The sequence below is a fragment of the Pseudomonas sp. NPDC078416 genome (assembly GCF_050268485.1).
Classification (GTDB): domain Bacteria; phylum Pseudomonadota; class Gammaproteobacteria; order Pseudomonadales; family Pseudomonadaceae; genus Aquipseudomonas.
This window is the reverse complement of record NZ_JBNNGV010000001.1, coordinates 316,987-334,718: the sequence shown is the minus strand read 5'-3', so window position 1 is coordinate 334,718 and position 17,732 is coordinate 316,987. Positions and strand designations below refer to the sequence as shown.

Genomic DNA, 17,732 nt, shown 5'->3' with positions numbered 1-17,732 from the left:
GGGCGTTACGCCGCAGATCTAAAGCGCACTCACCGGCCTCTTCCCGGCTGAAGCCGGTCCCACTAAAAGCATCGCGTGCATTCAGTGGGAACATCTCACTGGAGCAGTGATCGGTATCAAACCGACTCGACCACCTTTGCACGGCGCAGGTCCGGCTGTTTCCAGCCGTCGGCCGCGGCTTCTTCGATGGCTTGCTGGATCGCGCGCTTGCGGTTGTTTTCCGCGCGGCGGCTGAAGAACCAGACCAGGAAGGTCGCGATCGACACGGCCAGCAGAATCAAGCTGGCAATCGCGTTGATCTCAGGCTTCACGCCCAGGCGCACCGCGGAGAACACTTCCATGGGCAGGGTCGTCGAGCCCGGGCCGGAGACGAAGCTCGCCAGCACCAGGTCGTCCAGCGACAGCGCGAAAGACATCATTGCCCCCGCCGCCAGCGATGGCGCGATCATCGGGATGGTGATCAGGAAGAACACCTTCCACGGCCGCGCACCCAAATCCATTGCCGCTTCTTCGATGGACATGTCCAGCTCGCGAAGACGCGCCGACACCACCACCGCCACATACGCCGCACAGAATGTCGTGTGAGCGATCCAGATGGTGACAATGCCACGCTCCTCGGGCCAGCCCAGCAACTGCGCCATCGCCACGAACAGCAGCAACAGCGACAGGCCGGTGATCACTTCAGGCATCACCAGTGGCGCGGTGACCAGGCCGCCGAAGAAGGTCTTGCCCTTGAAGCGGGTGATGCGCGTCAGCACGAAGGCCGCCATCGTGCCCAACGCCACCGCCGCAACGGAGGTGTACAGCGCGATTTCCAGCGAGCGCATGACCGCACTCATCAGTTGGGTGTTGTCGAGCAAGCCGACGTACCACTTCACCGACCAGCCGCCCCAGACCGTTACCAGTTTGGAGGCGTTGAACGAGTAGATCACCAGAATGACCATGGGCGCGTAGATGAAGATCAGGCCCAGTACCAACATCAGGTTCGAGAATCGGAAGCCTCTCATGCCTTGCCCTCCAGCTCTTTGGCCTGACTGCGGTTGAACAGAATGATGGGCACGATGAGGATCAACAGCATCACCACCGCCAGCGACGACGCTACCGGCCAGTCACGGTTGTTGAAGAATTCCTGCCACAGCACCTTACCGATCATCAGCGTCTCGGGGCCGCCCAGCAGTTCCGGGATGACGAACTCGCCCACCACCGGAATGAACACCAGCATGCAGCCGGCGATGATGCCGTTCTTGGACAGCGGCACGGTGATTTTCCAGAAGCTGTTGAAGGTGCTTGAGCCCAGATCCGAGGCGGCTTCCAGCAGGCTTTGATCGTGCTTCACCAGATTCGCGTACAGCGGCAGGATCATGAACGGCAGATACGAATACACCACGCCGATGTACACCGCGAGGTTAGTGTTGAGTATCTGCAACGGCTCGCTGATCACACCCAGCCACATGAGAAAAGCGTTGAGCAGCCCGTTGTTGCTGAGGATGCCCATCCACGCGTAGACGCGAATCAGGATCGCTGTCCAGGTCGGCATCATGATCAGCAGCAACAGCACCGTCTGCATCTCTTTGCGGGCGATGGAGATGCCATACGCCATCGGATAGCCGATCAACAGGCACAACACCGTGCTGATGAACGCCATCTTCAACGAGCCCAGATACGCCGAGATGTACAGATCGTCACTGGTCAGCAGCGCGTAGTTGGCGAAGTTGAGCACGATGTCGAGCTTCTGCTCGACGAAGGTGAAAATCTCGGTGTACGGCGGAATCGCTACGTCTGCTTCAGCGAAGCTGATCTTGATGACGATCAGAAACGGCAGCGCGAAAAACAGGAACAGCCACAGGAACGGCACGCCGATAACGGCCTGGCGCCCGGTGGGTTTTATTCGCTTGAAAGCCCGTTTTATTTTTCGGATTTTCATGAGCGCAATACCACGCCGCTGTCGTCTTCCCACCAGACGAAGACTTCGTCGTCCCAGGTCGGTCGCGTGCCCTGACGCTCGGCGTTGGCGACAAACGATTGCACCAGCTTGCCCGACGGCAGCTTCACGTAGAACACCGAGTGACCGCCCAGATAGGCGATGTCATGAACCTTGCCCCGGGACCAGTTGTGTTCGAACGACGGTTGCTCGGTGGTCACCAGCAGTTTCTCAGGGCGCAGCGCGTAGGTGATGCGCTTGTCTTCCACCGACGTGGTGACGCCGTGGCCGACGTAGATTTTGCGTTCGAGCTCAGGACTGCTGATCAGCGCATGGCCTTCCATGTCTTCGATGACTTCACCGTCGAACAGGTTGACGTTGCCGATGAACTCGCACACCAGGCGGCTGGTGGGCGTTTCGTAGATATCGATCGGGCTGCCGATCTGTGCGATCCAGCCCAGGTGCATGATCGCGATGCGTTCGGCCATGGTCATGGCCTCTTCCTGGTCGTGGGTCACCATCACGCAGGTCACGCCGACGCGCTCGATGATCTCCACCAATTCCAGCTGCATCTGCGAACGCAGTTTTTTGTCCAGTGCACCCATGGGTTCGTCGAGCAGCAGCAGCTTCGGCTTTTTAGCCAGGGAGCGCGCCAGAGCCACGCGCTGACGCTGGCCGCCGGACAACTGATGGGGCTTGCGCTTGGCGTACTGAGTCATCTGCACCAGCTTGAGCATCTCGGCCACGCGGGCTTCGACTTCGGCTTTGGGCAACTTGTCCTGCTTGAGGCCAAAGGCGATGTTGTCCGCCACGGTCATATGCGGAAACAGCGCGTAGGACTGGAACATCATGTTGATCGGACGTTCGTACGGCGGCATGTCGGTGATGTCGACGCCGTCGAGGTAAATGCGCCCTTCGGTCGGGCGTTCGAAACCGGCGAGCATGCGCAGCAGGGTGGATTTCCCCGAGCCGGAGCCGCCGAGCAGGGCGAAGATTTCACCCTTGTTGATCTGCAGAGACACGTCGTCCACAGCAATCGTCTCATCGAACTTCTTCGTGACCCGATCGATTTTGACCAGCACCTGTTTCGGTTGCTGACCACCCTCAAGGGATTTCTTGTAGGCGCCGGAGGCAACTGCCATGGGTGAAACTCCCAACTGTTTTTGCGCCCGGCCAATGGGGCCGGGCGCCAAGGTCTTTATTTACCGGTTTTGATCTTCGTCCAGCTGCGCGTCATGACGCGCTGGATCTTCGGCGGCAGCTCGGAATTGACATACAGGCGCTCCTGTATCTCCTTCGAAGGATAAACCGCCTCATCGTTGCGAATGTCCTGATCCATCAGCGCCCCCGAAGCCGGGTTCGGGTTGGCGTAACCCACCTGGTCACTGACCTTGGCGATCACGTCGGGCTTGAGGATGTAGTTGATGAACGCGTGGGCGGCCTTCACGTCCGGCGCATCCGAAGGGATGGCGAGCATGTCGAACCACAGATTGCCGCCCTCTTTCGGGATCGAGTAGGCAATCTTGACGCCCTTGCCGGCTTCTGCGGCACGGGCCTTGGCCTGGAAGACGTCACCGGAGAAGCCGGCCGCGATGCAGATGTCGCCGTTGGCCAGGTCAGTGATGTACTTGGACGAGTTGAAATAGGTCACGTAAGGGCGGACTTTGAGCAGCTTGGCTTCCGCCGCCTTGTAGTCTTTCTCGTCGGTGCTGTTCGGACTCAGCTTCATGTAATTCAGGACTGCGGGGATCATCTCGTCAGCAGAGTCGAGAAACGCAACGCCGCATTTTTGCAGCTTCTTGATGTTCTCGGGCTCGAACAGCGTGGCCCAGGAATCGATGGTGTCGACACCCAGGACTTCCTTGATCTTGTCGACGTTGTAGCCGATGCCGTTGGTGCCCCACAGATACGGCACGGCGTACTGGTTGCCCGGGTCGTTCTTTTCCAGGCGCTTGAGCAGTTCGGGGTCGAGATTGGAGTAATTGGGCAGCTGCGATTTGTCGAGCTTTTGGAACGCCCCCGCCTTGATCTGCTTGCCCAGGAAGTGGTTGGACGGCACGACCACGTCATACCCGGTGTGGCCGGCCAGCAGCTTGCCTTCCAGAGTTTCGTTGGAGTCGAAGACGTCGTACTTGGTCTTGATCCCGGTGGTGGACGTGAAGTCCTCCAGCGTCGTGGTGCCGATGTAATCGGACCAGTTATAAATGCGAACGGTGGAATCCGCGTAGGCACCGGCGGCGAGCGTGAGCCCTGCGCCGAGCAGCAAGCCTTTTGAAAATAAAGAAATAGACACGTGTGCAGTCCTTTTTTAGTAGGTGGGCCTGTTGCCCGTACCGATGACAGTAACGACTGCCTGTGACCCATCCGGCGCGCAACTTACCTTCGATAAACCCTTCTCGCAAAAAAACTTTTTGTGACGCGGGTGTCATGACAGCTAACGCAAAACCTGTAGGAGTGAGCTTGCTCGCGATTGCGGTGTGTCAGTCCTGCATTCATTTGAAGCAGTCAGCATTCGCGAGCAAGCTCACTCCCACAGTCCGGGTGGGGCAAGCGCCCCACCCGTTCAGGCTTATTTACCCGATTTGATGTTGGTCCAGCTGCGGGTCATCAGGCGTTGAGTCGCCGCCGGCAAGTCGGCGATCGCGTACAACTTGGCCAGAACGTCCGCTGGCGGATAGACGCCTGGATCAGACGTGATGTCCTTGTCGACGAACTCGGTTGCCGCCTTGTTGCCGTTCGGGAAGTGAACGGAGTTGGTGATTTCAGCCATCACCTTCGGTTGCAGGATGAAGTTCATGAACTTGTAGGCGCCTTCGACGTTTTCAGCGTCTTTCGGGATGGCGACCATGTCGTAGAAGCTGCCTGCGCCTTCTTTCGGAATGTTGTAGCTGACTTTGACCTTGCCGCCTGCTTCTTCAGCCCGCGCCTTGGCCTGGTAGACGTCACCCGAGTAACCCACCGCTACGCAGATGTTGCCGTTGGCCAGGTCCGAGATGTACTTGGACGAGTGGAAGTAGGTGATCGAAGGACGAATCTTCTTGAACAGATCCTCGGCCTTCTGGATGTCTTCCTTCTTCTGGCTGTCGGTCGGCAGGCCCAGGTAATGCAGTGCCACTGGCAGCATTTCGGTTGGCGAGTCGAGGAAGCTGATGCCGCAGCCTTTCAGCTTGGCAGCGTTCTCTGGCTTGAACAGCAGGTCCCACGAGTTGACCGGTGCATCAGCGCCCAAGGCGGCTTTGACCTTTTCAGCGTTGAAGCCGATGCCGATCGAGCCCCACATGTACGGGAACGCGTGCTTGTTGTCCGGGTCGCTGATCGACACGGCTTTCAACAGCGCAGGGTCAAGGTTTTTGTAATTTGGCAGCTTGGACTTGTCCAGCTCCTGGTAGACGCCGGCCTTGATCTGCTTGGCCAGGAAGTTGTTGGACGGAACGACGATGTCGTAACCCGATTTACCGGCCAGCAGCTTGGCTTCCAGGGTCTCGTTGCTGTCGAACACGTCGTACACCACTTTGATGCCCGACTCTTTTTCGAAGTCGGCGATGGTGTTCGGTGCGATGTAATCGGACCAGTTATAGACGTGGAGGACTTTGTCATCGGCGTGTGCAGCGGCGGCCACTGCGCCCATGAGGGACAAGGCCAGGAGGGTTTTGCCAAATTTCTTCATTCGTACGGCTCCAGTGTTTTTATGTAAGCGGCGTCTAGACGGCGGACAGTCTGGCAATTTCCCGGTAAAAATTCAGCCCTGCAATGACTCAAGCGTCAGGTCCAGGCACTTGCGCGCCTTTTCGATCAGCTCGTCGATCTCGGCGAAGGTAATCACCAGCGGCGGCGAGATGATCATGGTGTCGCCCACGGCCCGCATGATCAGGCCATTGTTGAAGCAAAAAGTGCGGCAAATCATGCCTGCGCCTTTGCCGACATAACGCTCGCGAGTGGCCTTGTCTTTCACCAGTTCGATTGCGCCCAGCATGCCGACGCCCCGCACTTCACCCACCAGCGGGTGGTCGCTCAGCTCGCGCAGACGCTTTTGCAAATAGGGTGCCGTTTCGGACTTCACCCGTTCGACGATCTTTTCTTCACTCAGAATGCGGATGTTCTCCAGACCCACCGCTGCCGCCACCGGGTGACCGGAGTAGGTAAAACCGTGGTTGAAGTCGCCGCCCTCGTTCAGCACCTTGACCACTTCATCGCGCACGATGACGCCACCCATGGGGATGTAGCCCGAGGTCAGGCCCTTGGCGATGGTCATCAGGTCAGGCTTGAGGTCGTAGTAATCGCTGCCGAACCATTCACCGGTGCGTCCAAAACCACAGATCACTTCGTCGGCCACGAAGAGGATGTCGTATTTGGCGAGGATTTCTTTGATCTTCGGCCAGTAGGTGTCCGGCGGAACGATAACACCGCCGGCGCCCTGAATCGGCTCGGCGATGAACGCGCCGACGTTGTCCACGCCTAGTTCGAGGATCTTCTTCTCCAGCTGTTCAGCCGCCCAGATGCCGAAGTCGTCGGGCGTCATGTCGCCGCCTTCACCGAACCAGTACGGCTGCGGAATGTGCACGATGCCCGGAATCGGCAAATCGCCCTGCTCGTGCATGTAGGTCATGCCGCCCAGGCTCGCGCCGGCTACGGTCGAACCGTGGTAACCGTTGACGCGGCTGATGATGACTTTCTTGCTTGGCTGGCCCTTGATCGCCCAGTAGTGACGCACCAGCCGCAGCACCGTGTCGTTGCCTTCGGAGCCTGAACCGGTGAAGAACACGTGGTTCATGCCCTCGGGGGCGATGTCGGAAATGGCCTTGGCCAGTTTCAGTGCCGGCGGGTGAGCGGTCTGGAAGAACAGGTTGTAATACGGCAGCTCGCGCATCTGTTTGCTGGCAGCGTCGGCCAGTTCTTCACGACCATAACCAATGGCGACACACCAGAGCCCGGCCATGCCGTCGAGGATCTTGTTGCCTTCGCTGTCCCAGAGGTAAACGCCCTTGGCATTGGTGATGATGCGCGGGCCTTTCTCTTTCAACTGCTTGAAGTCGCTGAACGGCGCCAGGTGATGATCACCGCTGAGGGCTTGCCATTCGCGGGTTTGCGGGTTGTTGGAACTCATGAATCACTCCATTGTGGTATCGCGTGTGGGGCGCCGTCGATCCGCTCGCGATCCACTCGAATCTGGCTCGGATCTGGCGACGCCCCTTGACGTCAGACGGCAAAGAGCAGGAATTCCCGCTCCCACGAACTGATCACACGCTTGAAGTTTTCGTGCTCGGCGCGCTTGACCGCGACGTAGCCGGTGATGAACTTCTTGCCGAGGTACTTCTCGACCGTCTTGCTGTTTTCCATGCGCTCCAGCGCGTCTTCGATGGTCAACGGCAAGCGCAGGTTGCGGCGTTCGTAACCACGGCCAACCACCGGGGCGCTGGGGTTCAGGCCCTCGACCATGCCGATGAAACCGCACAGCAGGCTGGCGGCGATGGCCAGATACGGGTTGGCATCGGCACCGGGCAGGCGGTTTTCCACGCGACGGTTTTGCGGGCCGGCATCCGGCACGCGCAGGCCAACGGTGCGGTTTTCTTCGCCCCACTCCACGTTCACCGGCGCGGAGGTGTCCGGCAGGAAGCGGCGGAACGAGTTGACGTTGGGCGCGAACAGCGGCAACAGCTCGGGGATCAGCTTTTGCAGACCGCCGATGTGTTGCAAAAACAGCTGACTCATCGTGCCGTCTTCATTGGAGAAGATGTTCTTGCCGGTCTCGATGTCGATGATGCTCTGGTGCAGGTGCATGGCGCTGCCGGGCTCGCCGGTCATGGGCTTGGCCATGAAGGTCGCGGCCACATCGTGCTTGAGGGCGGCTTCGCGCATGGTGCGCTTGAACACCAGAATCTGGTCCGCCAAAGACAGCGCGTCGCCGTGACGGAAGTTGATCTCCATCTGCGCGGTGCCGTCTTCGTGAATCAGCGTGTCCAGGTCGAGGTTTTGCAGTTCGCACCAGTCGTAGACGTCTTCGAAGAGCGGGTCGAATTCGTTGGCGGCTTCGATGGAGAACGACTGACGACCGGTTTCCGGACGACCCGAGCGACCCACCGGTGGCTGCAGCGGGTAGTCGGGGTCGTCGCTGCGCTTGGTCAGATAGAATTCCATCTCCGGCGCCACGATCGGCTGCCAGCCTTGATCGGCGTAGAGCTTGAGGACTTTCTTGAGGACGTTGCGCGGGGACAGCTCGATGGGGTTGCCTTGCTTGTCGTAGGTGTCGTGAATCACCTGCGCAGTCGGCTCGATGGCCCAGGGCACCAGAAACACCGCGCTCTGGTCAGGACGGCAGAACATGTCGATGTCTGCAGGGTCCAGCAATTCGTAGTAGATGTCGTCTTCGACGTAATCGCCCGTCACGGTCTGGAGCAGTACGCTTTCCGGCAAGCGCATGCCCTTTTCAGCAATGAACTTGTTGGTCGGTGAAATCTTGCCCCGTGTGATACCGGTGAGGTCGGCGATCATGCATTCGACTTCGGTAATCCTGTGTTCTTTCAACCAATCGGTGAGCTGGTCGAGGTTGGTACTCATAAATACCTCAGGGTTTTAATTCCTGGTCGCCGTCATGGCGGTCAGGCGTTCTTTGAAGCGCTGGCGTTACGGTGTTGCGTGCTTGATTCAGGCATCGCCCACTGCCTGGAAGACTCAAAGATAGTCGTGCCTGTGCAAAACGCGCGGCGGTGGGTACCGCAGAAAGCCTGGGCCGGGTACGTCAGCCGAAGCAAAAGACGCGCCCGCTGGAACCGCTGCGCGGATAAAGAGTAAGGTGTCGAGGTGCCGCGCAGAAGCATGCGCTGTGCCCGGCGCGCTGGCTGGGCCGCTACACTGAAAGCGCGTGATGTGAAAAGCAGGTGCCCGAATGGCTGAGTGCAGGCAGCGAGGCCGATCAGCGGAAGGCGAAACATGAGACCCCCGGTATTATTGCTGTTATGGGTTGCAATCGAGCTTAGCGTTGTTCATTTTTTTCCACAACACGCCCGTAAAAAATAAAAAACGCCCTGCTCAAGCCCGCAGTTTCCATGACCCTTAGCGCAAAAAATTTGCCCTAAAGTGCGGCGAAATTAGCGTTCCGGCGCCCTTTTAGGGCAAATCAGGGCTCCCTTGACTTCGTCTGGCCTTTCGGATTGACTGAAACCCGTAATGCTCGATGATTGATATTTTCAACAACAAAGGTGTTGCATCATGTCGGTACCCCCGCGTGCCGTTCAGCTCAACGAAGCGAACGCGTTCCTTAAGGAACATCCTGAGGTTCTATACGTTGACCTTCTGATTGCAGATATGAATGGAGTGGTGCGCGGCAAGCGCATCGAACGCACCAGCCTTCATAAGGTTTACGAAAAAGGCATCAACCTCCCAGCTTCCCTATTCGCACTGGATATCAACGGCTCGACGGTGGAAAGCACCGGTCTGGGTCTGGACATCGGTGACGCTGACCGAATCTGCTATCCAATCCCCGACACTCTCTGCAATGAGCCCTGGCAGAAGCGTCCTACCGCACAACTCCTGATGACCATGCACGAGCTGGAAGGCACGCCCTTCTTCGCCGATCCACGCGAAGTGCTGCGCCAGGTTGTCAGCAAGTTCGACGAGATGGGCCTGACCATCTGCGCTGCCTTCGAGCTTGAGTTCTACCTGATCGATCAGGAAAACGTGAACGGCCGTCCGCAACCGCCGCGCTCGCCGATCTCCGGTAAACGTCCGCACTCGACACAGGTTTACCTGATCGACGACCTGGACGAGTACGTCGACTGCCTCCAGGACATTCTGGAAGGTGCGAAAGAGCAAGGCATTCCGGCCGACGCGATCGTCAAGGAAAGTGCCCCGGCGCAGTTCGAAGTGAACCTGCACCACACGGCCGACGCGCTGAAAGCCTGCGATTACGCAGTACTGCTCAAGCGCCTGATCAAGAACATCGCCTACGACCATGAGATGGACACCACCTTCATGGCCAAGCCTTATCCAGGCCAGGCGGGTAACGGTCTGCACGTGCACATTTCGATCCTCGATCGCGATGGCAAAAACATCTTCACCAGCGAGGATCCCGAGCAGAACGCCGCATTGCGTCATGCGATCGGCGGTGTGCTCGAGACCCTACCCGCGCAGATGGCGTTCCTTTGCCCGAACGTCAATTCGTATCGCCGGTTTGGTGCTCAGTTCTACGTTCCTAACTCGCCGTGCTGGGGTCTGGACAACCGCACCGTGGCCGTGCGCGTGCCTACCGGGACGGCCGATTCGGTACGTATCGAACACCGGGTTGCCGGTGCGGACGCCAACCCGTATCTGCTGATGGCATCGGTGCTGGCAGGCATTCACCACGGCCTGACCAACCAGATCGAGCCCGGTCCGCCCGTGGAAGGCAACTCCTACGAGCAGAACGAGCAGAGCCTGCCGAACAACCTGCGTGACGCACTGCGCGAGTTGGACGACAGCGAAGTCATGGCCAAATACATCGATCCGAAGTACATCGATATCTTCGTTGCGTGCAAGGAAAGTGAGCTGGAGGAGTTCGAGCACTCCATCTCCGACCTTGAATACAACTGGTATCTGCACACGGTTTGATGGCTGCACGAGTTAAGAAAACGCCACCTTTTCGAGAGAATCGGTGGCGTTTTTCATTCATGAGCTGCGTGGACACCCTGTGGGACCGGCTTCAGCCGGGAAGGCAATCTCCCGGCTGCCACTGTAGAATGCCGGCGGCCCCGACCAAGAGAGCACTGATGACCCGCCTCGCCCCACCCCGCAAACCTCGTGCACGCAGTCAGGCGCGGATCGACTCGATCCTCGATGCCGCACGTGCGCTGCTGGCCTCGGACGGCGTGGCGAGCCTATCGATCTACAGCGTCGCCGAGCGGGCCGAGATACCGCCCTCTTCGGTGTATCACTTCTTCGCCAGCGTTCCCGCGCTGCTCGAAGCGCTCACGGCTGATGTCCACGAGGCGTTTCGCGAAAGCCTGCAGCAGCCCATCGATCATGATCAGTTAAACCAGTGGCGTGATCTGTCCCACGTGGTGGAATCGCGCATGCTCGCGATCTACAGCGATGACGCTGCCGCGCGGCAGTTGATCCTCGCCCAGCACGGTTTGACCGAAGTCACTCAGGCAGATCGTCAGCACGACATTGAACTGGGCAACCTCATGCATGAGCTGTTCGCCCGGCATTTTCAACTGCCGACGCTGCCCGATGATGTCGAGGTGTTTGCCCTGGCGCTGGAACTTGCGGATCGGGTGTATGCGCGCTCGGTGCAGCTGCACAACGCGATCACCCCGCGCATGGCCGAGGAAGGCCTGCGGGTGTTTGATGCGTATCTGGGTTTGTACCTGCCGCCGTATTTGCCGAAGCGATCACAACATCTATAAGCCCTGCTAAACGACGCAGACGCTGAGGATTCACCGGCTCCTACGGATTTTGTGTGCGCCGACGATTGCGTGCGTGGCCGAGATCCAACGTAGGAGCGCGCTTGCCCGCGATTGCGGTGGGTCAGTCGACATCTTCATTTCAGACCCTCCGCCTTCGCCAGCAAGCCGGCTCCTACAGATTCGAGGTCAACGCAGACCTGGGGTTTGGATCGAGATCCATTGTAGGAGCGCGCTTGCCCGCGATTGCGGTGGGTCAGTTAAATAATCCGTGACTGACACCCCACATTCGCGGGCAAGCGCGCTCCTACACGTAGGGACGTCGCTTGCGATCCAGCATTTATCACAACTTGGCGATCGACACCTCGGTGGATTTCACGAACGCGATCACTTCGCTGCCGACCACCAGTTCCAGCTCTTTTACCGAGCGGGTGGTGATGACGGACGTGACCACACCCGACGCGGTCTGCACGTCGATTTCGGACAATACGTCGCCGAAGACGATTTCCTTGATGGTGCCTTTGAACTGGTTACGTACGTTGATGGCTTTGATAGTCATGGTAAGGCTTCCTTTGTGAGATCAGTTCCGGGGGCAAGATTGCCTCTGGAGTTAGTTGGCCCAGCGCAGTTGCGTGGGCAGCGGTGAAGTCGGTTCGGGGTCGGGCGGATTGCCTGGCAGCGACAACACGCGGTTGAGCACTTCGGTTTCCAGCGCGGCCAGTGAGTAGGAGCCGCGCGCCCTCGGACGGGCCAGATCAACCTGCAAATCAAGGCCAATACGGCCCTCTTCGATCAGCAACACCCGGTCGGCAATGGCGACCGCTTCGCTGACGTCGTGGGTCACCAGCAATACGGTGAAGCCGTGCTTCTTCCACAGGTTTTCGATCAGCTGCTGCATCTCGATTCGGGTCAAGGCATCCAGCGCGCCGAGAGGCTCGTCGAGCAGCAGCAGACGCGGCCGGTGAATCAGCGCACGGGCCAGCGCCACCCGTTGTTTTTGCCCACCCGATAATGCCGCCGGCCATTCATTGGCGCGCTCGGCCAAACCCACGGCTTCCAGCGCTTCCAGCGCTTTGCCACGCCAGTCGCCGCTGAGGCCGAGGCCGACGTTGTCGATGATCTTTTTCCAGGGCAGCAAACGCGCCTCCTGGAACATCAATCGCGTGTCTTCCCGCGCATCCGCCAACGAGCCATGACCGGCCAGCAATTGGCCGCTCGACGGCTGATCAAGGCCTGCCAGAAGGCGCAGCAACGTGCTCTTGCCGCAGCCGCTTCGGCCCACGACTGCCACGAACTGACCGGCCGGGATGTGCAGATCGATGTCTTTCAGTACTTCCCGCGAGCCGAATGTTTTCTTCAGCTTGCGGACCTGCAAGGGAATCCCGCGCAACAGGTTTGCCGGTTGTTGGAGATTGCTCATTGCGCGCCACCTTTAGCCACTTGATACGCCGGGTGCCACCGCAGGCAGACCCGTTCCAGACCGCGCGCCGCGAGGTCTGCCAATTTGCCGAGTACGGCGTAGAGGACGATCGCCAGTACCACGACGTCGGTCTGCAGAAACTCTCGGGCGTTCATCGCCAGATAGCCGATGCCCGAACTGGCCGATATGGTCTCCGCGACGATCAGGGTCAGCCACATGAAGCCCAGCGCGAACCGCACGCCGACCAGAATCGAAGGCATCGCGCCCGGCAGAATCACGTGCCGGAACAGTCCGAAGCCGCTCAAACCGTAGCTGCGGGACATTTCCACCAGCGCCGGGTCGATGTTGCGAATGCCGTGGTACGTGTTCAGGTAAATCGGGAACAGCGTGCCCAGCGCGACGAGAAAAATCTTCGCGGTCTCATCAATGCCAAACCACAGAATGACCAGCGGAATCAGCGCCAGGTGGGGCACGTTGCGGACCATCTGCACAGAGCTGTCGAGCAGGCGTTCGCCCCATTTCGACAGGCCGGTGATGAAGCCGAGGGCCAGACCGATCCCGCCGCCGATGGCAAAGCCGATTCCGGCACGCCAGCCACTGATCGCCAAGTGGGTCCAGATTTCTCCGCTGCGCACCAGCGTCACGCCAGCCTCGATCACGGCGCTCGGCGCCGGAAGAATGCGGGTCGACAGCCACCCCGCACTGACCGCCAGTTGCCATATCGCCAACAGCAGGACCGGTAGCAGCCAGGGCGCCAGTCTGTGGGTGATTCGTTCCACGCTCATGGAGTTGTCTCCTTCCAATTGCCAGGCTTACTGCGCTTTCGCGACAGCAGCGGGTGGCGTCCAGATCACATCAGCGATGCGCAACGGTTTAGGGATCAGCTTGAGCTGGTAGAAGGTGTCGGCGATTTTCTGTTGCGCGGCGACGGTTTCAGGCGTGATGAACGAGGCGCCATAGCCCTGACGCTTGACCGACGTGCGGGTGATGTCTTCCGGCAGGCCGAGCAGCGGCGCGACCTGTTTGGTCACCTCCTCCGGGTTGGCCCTGGACCATTCGCCGACGGCGCGCACTTCTTCAACCAGGGTCTGAATGACCTTGGGATGCTGCTGCGCATAGGGCTTGGTCGCGAGATAGAACTGGTTGTTGTCGACGATGCCTTTGCCGTCGCGCAGGGTTCGTGCCTGCAATTGCTGTTCGGCGGCGGCCTGGTACGGATCCCAGATGACCCAGGCATCGACGCTTCCGCGCTCGAAGGCCGCACGCGCATCGGCGGGCGGCAGGAATACGGTCTGGATATCGGTGTATTTCAGGCCGGCATCTTCCAGCGCGCGCACCAGCAGGTAATGGACGTTGGAGCCCTTGTTGAGGACGACCTTCTTGCCCTTGAGGTCCTTGACCGAAGTAATCGGCGAATCCTTGGGCACCAGAATCGCTTCGCTGGTGGGCGCTGGCGGTTCGGAGGCGACATACAGCAGATCAGCGCCAGCGGCCTGGGCAAACACAGGCGGTGTTTCGCCGGTTACGCCAAAGTCGATCGAGCCGACGTTCAGGCCTTCAAGTAACTGCGGGCCACCGGGAAACTCGGTCCACTGAACCTGCACGCCTTGGTCAGCGAGTTTTTTCTCGAGCGACCCTTTGGCCTTGAGCAAAACCAGCGTGCCGTATTTCTGATAACCGATGCGCAAGGTGTCGGCCTGGGCCTGAGTAAGGACGCCGAAGGAAACCGCCGCAACAAACAGAGCGACCAGGCCTCGACGCAAAATAACGGTGCCCATGGCACGCTCCTTTGCTGTGTAGCTAACAGGTGGCACCTGCTCGTCCGATGGCGGACCAGTAAGGCGGGAAGGGATTCATGGCCGGCGATCTCGCCAGGACGGAAAGACCATAACAGGGGATGGTTATTCTCTAAAATCATATTTATTCATTTGGTTAGCACCAAAAGGAATATACGAGATCTCGTTTTAAGACGCGCTTACTTGGTAGGAGCGCGCTTGCCCGCGAATGCATTAGCTCGCCTACCATGAGATTCACTGATTTACATCGATATGTAGGAGCCGGCTTGCTGGCGAACGCGGCGTGACAGTCACCGTGCCCCTCACTGATGAATCGGATTTCGCCAGCAAGCCGGCTCCTACAGAATGTGCGTCGACGATCACTGATAGTTGTAAAAAAAAGGGCCGATAAATCGGCCCGAATGTCGTGGTTGAAACAGGGGCGTATCAGCGATTTGGCTGTGGCGTCAGGCGCAGGTAAGGGGTAACGGCGGTATAGCCTTTAGGGAAGCGTTCCTTGATCTCCGCTTCGTCTTTGATCGACGGCACGATGACAACGTCTTCGCCGTCCTTCCAGTTCGCCGGTGTGGCAACTTTGTAGTTGTCAGTCAGCTGCAGCGAATCGATCACCCGCAGGATCTCGTGGAAGTTGCGGCCGGTGCTGGCCGGGTAGGTGATGGTCAGGCGGATCTTCTTGTTCGGGTCGATCACGAACAGTGAACGCACCGTCAGGGTTTCGCTGGCATTGGGGTGAATCAGGTCGTACAGCTCGGAAACCTTGCGATCTTCGTCCGCCAGGATCGGGAAGTTCACGACGGTGTTTTGCGTGGAGTTGATGTCGCCGATCCACTTGGTGTGGGAATCAGCCGAGTCTACGGACAGGGCAATCGCCTTGACGTTGCGCTTGTCGAATTCGTCTTTGAGTTTTGCGGTAAAGCCCAGTTCGGTGGTGCAGACGGGCGTGAAGTCGGCGGGGTGTGAGAACAGCACCGCCCATTTGCCATCCAGCCATTCGTGAAACCTGATCGGTCCTTCGCTGGAGTCCTGTTCGAAGTCGGGTGCGATGTCGCCAAGTTTAAGGCCCATTCAGTCGTGCTCCTTGGAGGATGAGTTATCAATCACTGTGCATGCCAGCATCTGAAAACAAAAGGAACGATTGGTGCTGGATGACATTGTTTCAGGCATAAAAAAGCCCCGCCGAAGCGGGGCTCTTTTCAACACATCACGCTTATTTGAACGCGTAGGTGTAGTTGAGGACCACACGAGTCTGGTCGGTGTTGGCTTGCGAAGCGTACAGGTCGGTATCGGAGCGCAGGTTCGCGCGACGGACTGTGACGCCGAAGCCTTTCATGAAGCCGTCCTGGAACACGTAGTCGACACGCATGTCACGTTCCCACTCCGAACCACGGCCCAACGCTGCGTTTTGCAAACGAATCTGATCGCCATACAGGTAAGCGATGGCAGCTTTCAGACCAGGAACGCCCAGGCGTGCGAAGTCGTACGAGTACTGACCGAACTTGGTTTGCTCACCGGCACGGGTGAAGTTGGTGATCATACTGTCGGTGAACAGGTAAACGCTGTTACCGCCTTCACCTTCGTTACGACCGGCGGCTTGGCCGTTGCGGGTGACGTTGCCGTTGTTCATGATCGGCATGCCGCCGTCGTCGCTCACCGACTGGTAACCCAACAGGAATGCGTTGCCACCCAGGGTGTAGGTGAACATGGCAGTCCAGGTGTCGTTATCCACTTCGCCCTGGCCGTCTTTGCTGTAGCCGTTGGCGAAGCGGTAACCGCCGTTGACTTCCTGATGGCCGTTCTTGCCATCCGAAGTGCTGTGGAAGTAACGCAGGTCAGTCTTGAACGACTGGTCTTCCGCGATCGGCAGAATGTGGACCAGGCCCAGGAAGTGCTGCTTATAGTAGTCTTCCAGGTTCGCGTAGTAGTACTGAACGGTCAGGTCTTTGGTGACTTTGTAGTCGCCGCCAGCGAACTGGAAGTTGTTCGAACCTTTGTAACCGCCGGCCAGGGACATGTCAGCGTAGTTGCTGGAAGCACGGCTGGCAGCTTGAGTCAGCTTACCGGCAGTCAGCGTCAGACCGTCGAGTTCCTTGGAAGTAACGATGCCACCCTGGAAGGTCTGCGGCAGCAGACGACCGTCGTTCGCCACGAGGATAGGCAGGTTAGGCTGCAGAGCGTTACCGAGTTTCAGCTCGGTTTTGGAAACTTTGACCTTGGCGTTGGCACCAGCGCGGGCCCAGTCAGCCACCGGCGTACCGTCAGAAGACGTTGGGGAAACGGTGTTCGCCGTGCTGCCGTTAGGGTTGCGGTTATCGATACCACCGCTCAGGTTGATGCCGTACATACCCTGAACGTCGAGACCGAAGCCAACGGTACCCGGGGTGTAACCGGAAATGAAGTTGAACAGGAAACCCTGGGTGGTCTGGCGCTGATCCTGCGCTTTAGCACCGTTCGACGCAGGCTCGCGCGGATCTTGTTCGAAATACAAAGTACGGGAACTGAGTGTCGCTTTGCTGTCATCCAGGAAACCGGCTGCACCAGCCTGAGTAGCCAAGACACCTGCGTATACGGCCAAGGCCAGGGTGGACTTCTTCATTGTGTATCGCTCCTCATGAATCTAATTTTTGTAGTTCCCGGGCCAGAGCCTAAGGCTCAAAACCGAGGATGCGCGATTAGCGCCGGACCTGACTCGGCGAGTCAATGGCCCCAAGACTAATTGACTAGACCGCGTTACAGCTGGCTGCAAGGTAAGGGAAATCCTTTAAACCTAAAAAGACTTGATCGACCTGCTTTTATGCCAAGCAGTTATATGTCACAAGCCGTTTCAGCCGTCCGTTGCGGAGTGTATCGGCCCTAATCCCTAATTCCCAAAACATATTTCAGTGCCGTTCGTCAGATCGATACGTTTAGGGGCGTCGTACAACCGGAACTTGACCGCCAAGTCACGGTCACCCTGCGAAACTGGGTGAGAATTGCCTGCCTAACCCACTGAAAGTAATAAACTTTCATGCGGGGTAGTCGTAAATATTGCAGTTGTCACCCTGCTGTTCGTCACTTTGTGCTGATGTCGGGAAAAAATGAGCGAAGCGCGTCAGTCACCGTGCTCATCGGCTGCTCGCTCAGCTGGGCCGTCCAAATCTGATCAGAGGACGACCATCCCCATCCCTCCCGAGGCATCCTCGAACGGGCGTCGCGATCGTATTTACAAATTGTGACGATTC

The 17,732-nt window shown here is 58.6% G+C and carries 15 protein-coding genes and 1 pseudogene; 2 read left to right on the top strand and 14 right to left on the bottom strand.

Annotation, left to right across the window (positions count from 1 at the left end):
- Positions 1-116 precede the first annotated feature (116 nt).
- The 8 genes and pseudogenes from ACQKEN_RS01605 to ACQKEN_RS01570 all read right to left on the bottom strand — a co-directional run.
- The gene (locus ACQKEN_RS01605; RefSeq protein ID WP_427683175.1) at positions 117-1,007 is read right to left on the bottom strand and encodes an ABC transporter permease subunit; all 891 of its coding nucleotides are present in this window, start codon (positions 1,005-1,007) and stop codon (positions 117-119) included.
- Complete coding sequence (locus ACQKEN_RS01600) at positions 1,004-1,924, bottom strand: ABC transporter permease subunit (protein WP_427683173.1); 921 nt, start codon at positions 1,922-1,924, stop codon at positions 1,004-1,006. Before ACQKEN_RS01600 ends, ACQKEN_RS01605 begins: the two co-directional genes overlap by 4 nt.
- Positions 1,921-3,063: a polyamine ABC transporter ATP-binding protein gene (gene potA / locus ACQKEN_RS01595; RefSeq protein WP_074889771.1), complete on the bottom strand. Its 1,143-nt coding sequence runs from the start codon at positions 3,061-3,063 to the stop codon at positions 1,921-1,923. The genes ACQKEN_RS01600 and potA overlap by 4 nt, the downstream gene beginning before the upstream one ends.
- Positions 3,064-3,119: 56 nt before the next feature.
- Positions 3,120-4,214, bottom strand: a complete 1,095-nt coding sequence (locus ACQKEN_RS01590) for a polyamine ABC transporter substrate-binding protein (RefSeq protein ID WP_427683170.1) — start codon at positions 4,212-4,214, stop codon at positions 3,120-3,122.
- A gap of 276 nt (positions 4,215-4,490) precedes the next feature.
- Positions 4,491-5,588 carry a polyamine ABC transporter substrate-binding protein gene (locus tag ACQKEN_RS01585; RefSeq protein WP_369306951.1) on the bottom strand — a complete coding sequence of 366 codons (1,098 nt, stop codon included), beginning with the start codon at positions 5,586-5,588 and terminating at the stop codon, positions 4,491-4,493.
- 72 nt (positions 5,589-5,660) lie between these two features.
- Complete coding sequence (locus tag ACQKEN_RS01580) at positions 5,661-7,025, bottom strand: aspartate aminotransferase family protein (RefSeq protein WP_427683168.1); 1,365 nt, start codon at positions 7,023-7,025, stop codon at positions 5,661-5,663.
- Between the two features lie 92 nt (positions 7,026-7,117).
- A complete protein-coding gene (locus tag ACQKEN_RS01575; protein WP_037016227.1) occupies positions 7,118-8,476 on the bottom strand; it encodes a glutamine synthetase family protein in 1,359 nt (452 codons plus the stop codon).
- A 201-nt stretch (positions 8,477-8,677) separates the two neighbouring features.
- Positions 8,678-8,776, bottom strand: a pseudogene (locus tag ACQKEN_RS01570) (gamma-glutamyl-gamma-aminobutyrate hydrolase family protein); the annotation flags it as partial.
- A 351-nt stretch (positions 8,777-9,127) separates the two neighbouring features.
- On the opposite strand from ACQKEN_RS01570, the gene ACQKEN_RS01565 reads away from it, so the two are divergent.
- The gene (locus tag ACQKEN_RS01565) at positions 9,128-10,504 is read left to right on the top strand and encodes a glutamine synthetase family protein (protein WP_065987362.1); all 1,377 of its coding nucleotides are present in this window, start codon (positions 9,128-9,130) and stop codon (positions 10,502-10,504) included.
- A gap of 158 nt (positions 10,505-10,662) precedes the next feature.
- Positions 10,663-11,301 carry a TetR/AcrR family transcriptional regulator gene (locus ACQKEN_RS01560; RefSeq protein ID WP_427683165.1) on the top strand — a complete coding sequence of 213 codons (639 nt, stop codon included), beginning with the start codon at positions 10,663-10,665 and terminating at the stop codon, positions 11,299-11,301.
- Positions 11,302-11,641: 340 nt separating this feature from the next.
- On the opposite strand, the gene ACQKEN_RS01555 is transcribed toward ACQKEN_RS01560, so the two are convergent.
- From ACQKEN_RS01555 to ACQKEN_RS01530, 6 genes are all read right to left on the bottom strand, one after another.
- A complete protein-coding gene (locus ACQKEN_RS01555; RefSeq protein ID WP_133773552.1) occupies positions 11,642-11,857 on the bottom strand; it encodes a TOBE domain-containing protein in 216 nt (71 codons plus the stop codon).
- 51 nt (positions 11,858-11,908) lie between these two features.
- On the bottom strand, positions 11,909-12,718 hold the full coding sequence (ssuB, locus tag ACQKEN_RS01550) for an aliphatic sulfonates ABC transporter ATP-binding protein (protein ID WP_427683163.1): 810 nt from the start codon (positions 12,716-12,718) through the stop codon (positions 11,909-11,911).
- Positions 12,715-13,503 carry an aliphatic sulfonate ABC transporter permease SsuC gene (gene ssuC / locus ACQKEN_RS01545; RefSeq protein ID WP_427683161.1) on the bottom strand — a complete coding sequence of 263 codons (789 nt, stop codon included), beginning with the start codon at positions 13,501-13,503 and terminating at the stop codon, positions 12,715-12,717. Before ssuC ends, ssuB begins: the two co-directional genes overlap by 4 nt.
- 27 nt (positions 13,504-13,530) lie before the next feature.
- On the bottom strand, positions 13,531-14,496 hold the full coding sequence (locus ACQKEN_RS01540) for a sulfonate ABC transporter substrate-binding protein (RefSeq protein ID WP_427683159.1): 966 nt from the start codon (positions 14,494-14,496) through the stop codon (positions 13,531-13,533).
- A 444-nt stretch (positions 14,497-14,940) separates the two neighbouring features.
- Positions 14,941-15,579: a peroxiredoxin gene (locus ACQKEN_RS01535; RefSeq protein WP_427683157.1), complete on the bottom strand. Its 639-nt coding sequence runs from the start codon at positions 15,577-15,579 to the stop codon at positions 14,941-14,943.
- A gap of 142 nt (positions 15,580-15,721) precedes the next feature.
- On the bottom strand, positions 15,722-17,107 hold the full coding sequence (locus ACQKEN_RS01530; RefSeq protein ID WP_427683155.1) for an OprD family porin: 1,386 nt from the start codon (positions 17,105-17,107) through the stop codon (positions 15,722-15,724).
- Positions 17,108-17,732 lie beyond the last annotated feature (625 nt).

Coding starts and splice junctions, on each gene's coding strand:
- ssuC (WP_427683161.1), bottom strand. CDS start 13,503: ATGAGCGTGGAACGAATCACCCACAGACTGGCGCCCTGGCTGCTACCG.
- ACQKEN_RS01535 (WP_427683157.1), bottom strand. CDS start 15,579: ATGGGCCTTAAACTTGGCGACATCGCACCCGACTTCGAACAGGACTCC.
- ACQKEN_RS01580 (WP_427683168.1), bottom strand. CDS start 7,025: ATGAGTTCCAACAACCCGCAAACCCGCGAATGGCAAGCCCTCAGCGGT.
- potA (WP_074889771.1), bottom strand. CDS start 3,063: ATGGCAGTTGCCTCCGGCGCCTACAAGAAATCCCTTGAGGGTGGTCAG.
- ACQKEN_RS01575 (WP_037016227.1), bottom strand. CDS start 8,476: ATGAGTACCAACCTCGACCAGCTCACCGATTGGTTGAAAGAACACAGG.
- ACQKEN_RS01600 (WP_427683173.1), bottom strand. CDS start 1,924: ATGAAAATCCGAAAAATAAAACGGGCTTTCAAGCGAATAAAACCCACC.
- ACQKEN_RS01530 (WP_427683155.1), bottom strand. CDS start 17,107: ATGAAGAAGTCCACCCTGGCCTTGGCCGTATACGCAGGTGTCTTGGCT.
- ACQKEN_RS01585 (WP_369306951.1), bottom strand. CDS start 5,588: ATGAAGAAATTTGGCAAAACCCTCCTGGCCTTGTCCCTCATGGGCGCA.
- ACQKEN_RS01565 (WP_065987362.1), top strand. CDS start 9,128: ATGTCGGTACCCCCGCGTGCCGTTCAGCTCAACGAAGCGAACGCGTTC.
- ACQKEN_RS01540 (WP_427683159.1), bottom strand. CDS start 14,496: ATGGGCACCGTTATTTTGCGTCGAGGCCTGGTCGCTCTGTTTGTTGCG.
- ACQKEN_RS01560 (WP_427683165.1), top strand. CDS start 10,663: ATGACCCGCCTCGCCCCACCCCGCAAACCTCGTGCACGCAGTCAGGCG.
- ssuB (WP_427683163.1), bottom strand. CDS start 12,718: ATGAGCAATCTCCAACAACCGGCAAACCTGTTGCGCGGGATTCCCTTG.
- ACQKEN_RS01555 (WP_133773552.1), bottom strand. CDS start 11,857: ATGACTATCAAAGCCATCAACGTACGTAACCAGTTCAAAGGCACCATC.
- ACQKEN_RS01605 (WP_427683175.1), bottom strand. CDS start 1,007: ATGAGAGGCTTCCGATTCTCGAACCTGATGTTGGTACTGGGCCTGATC.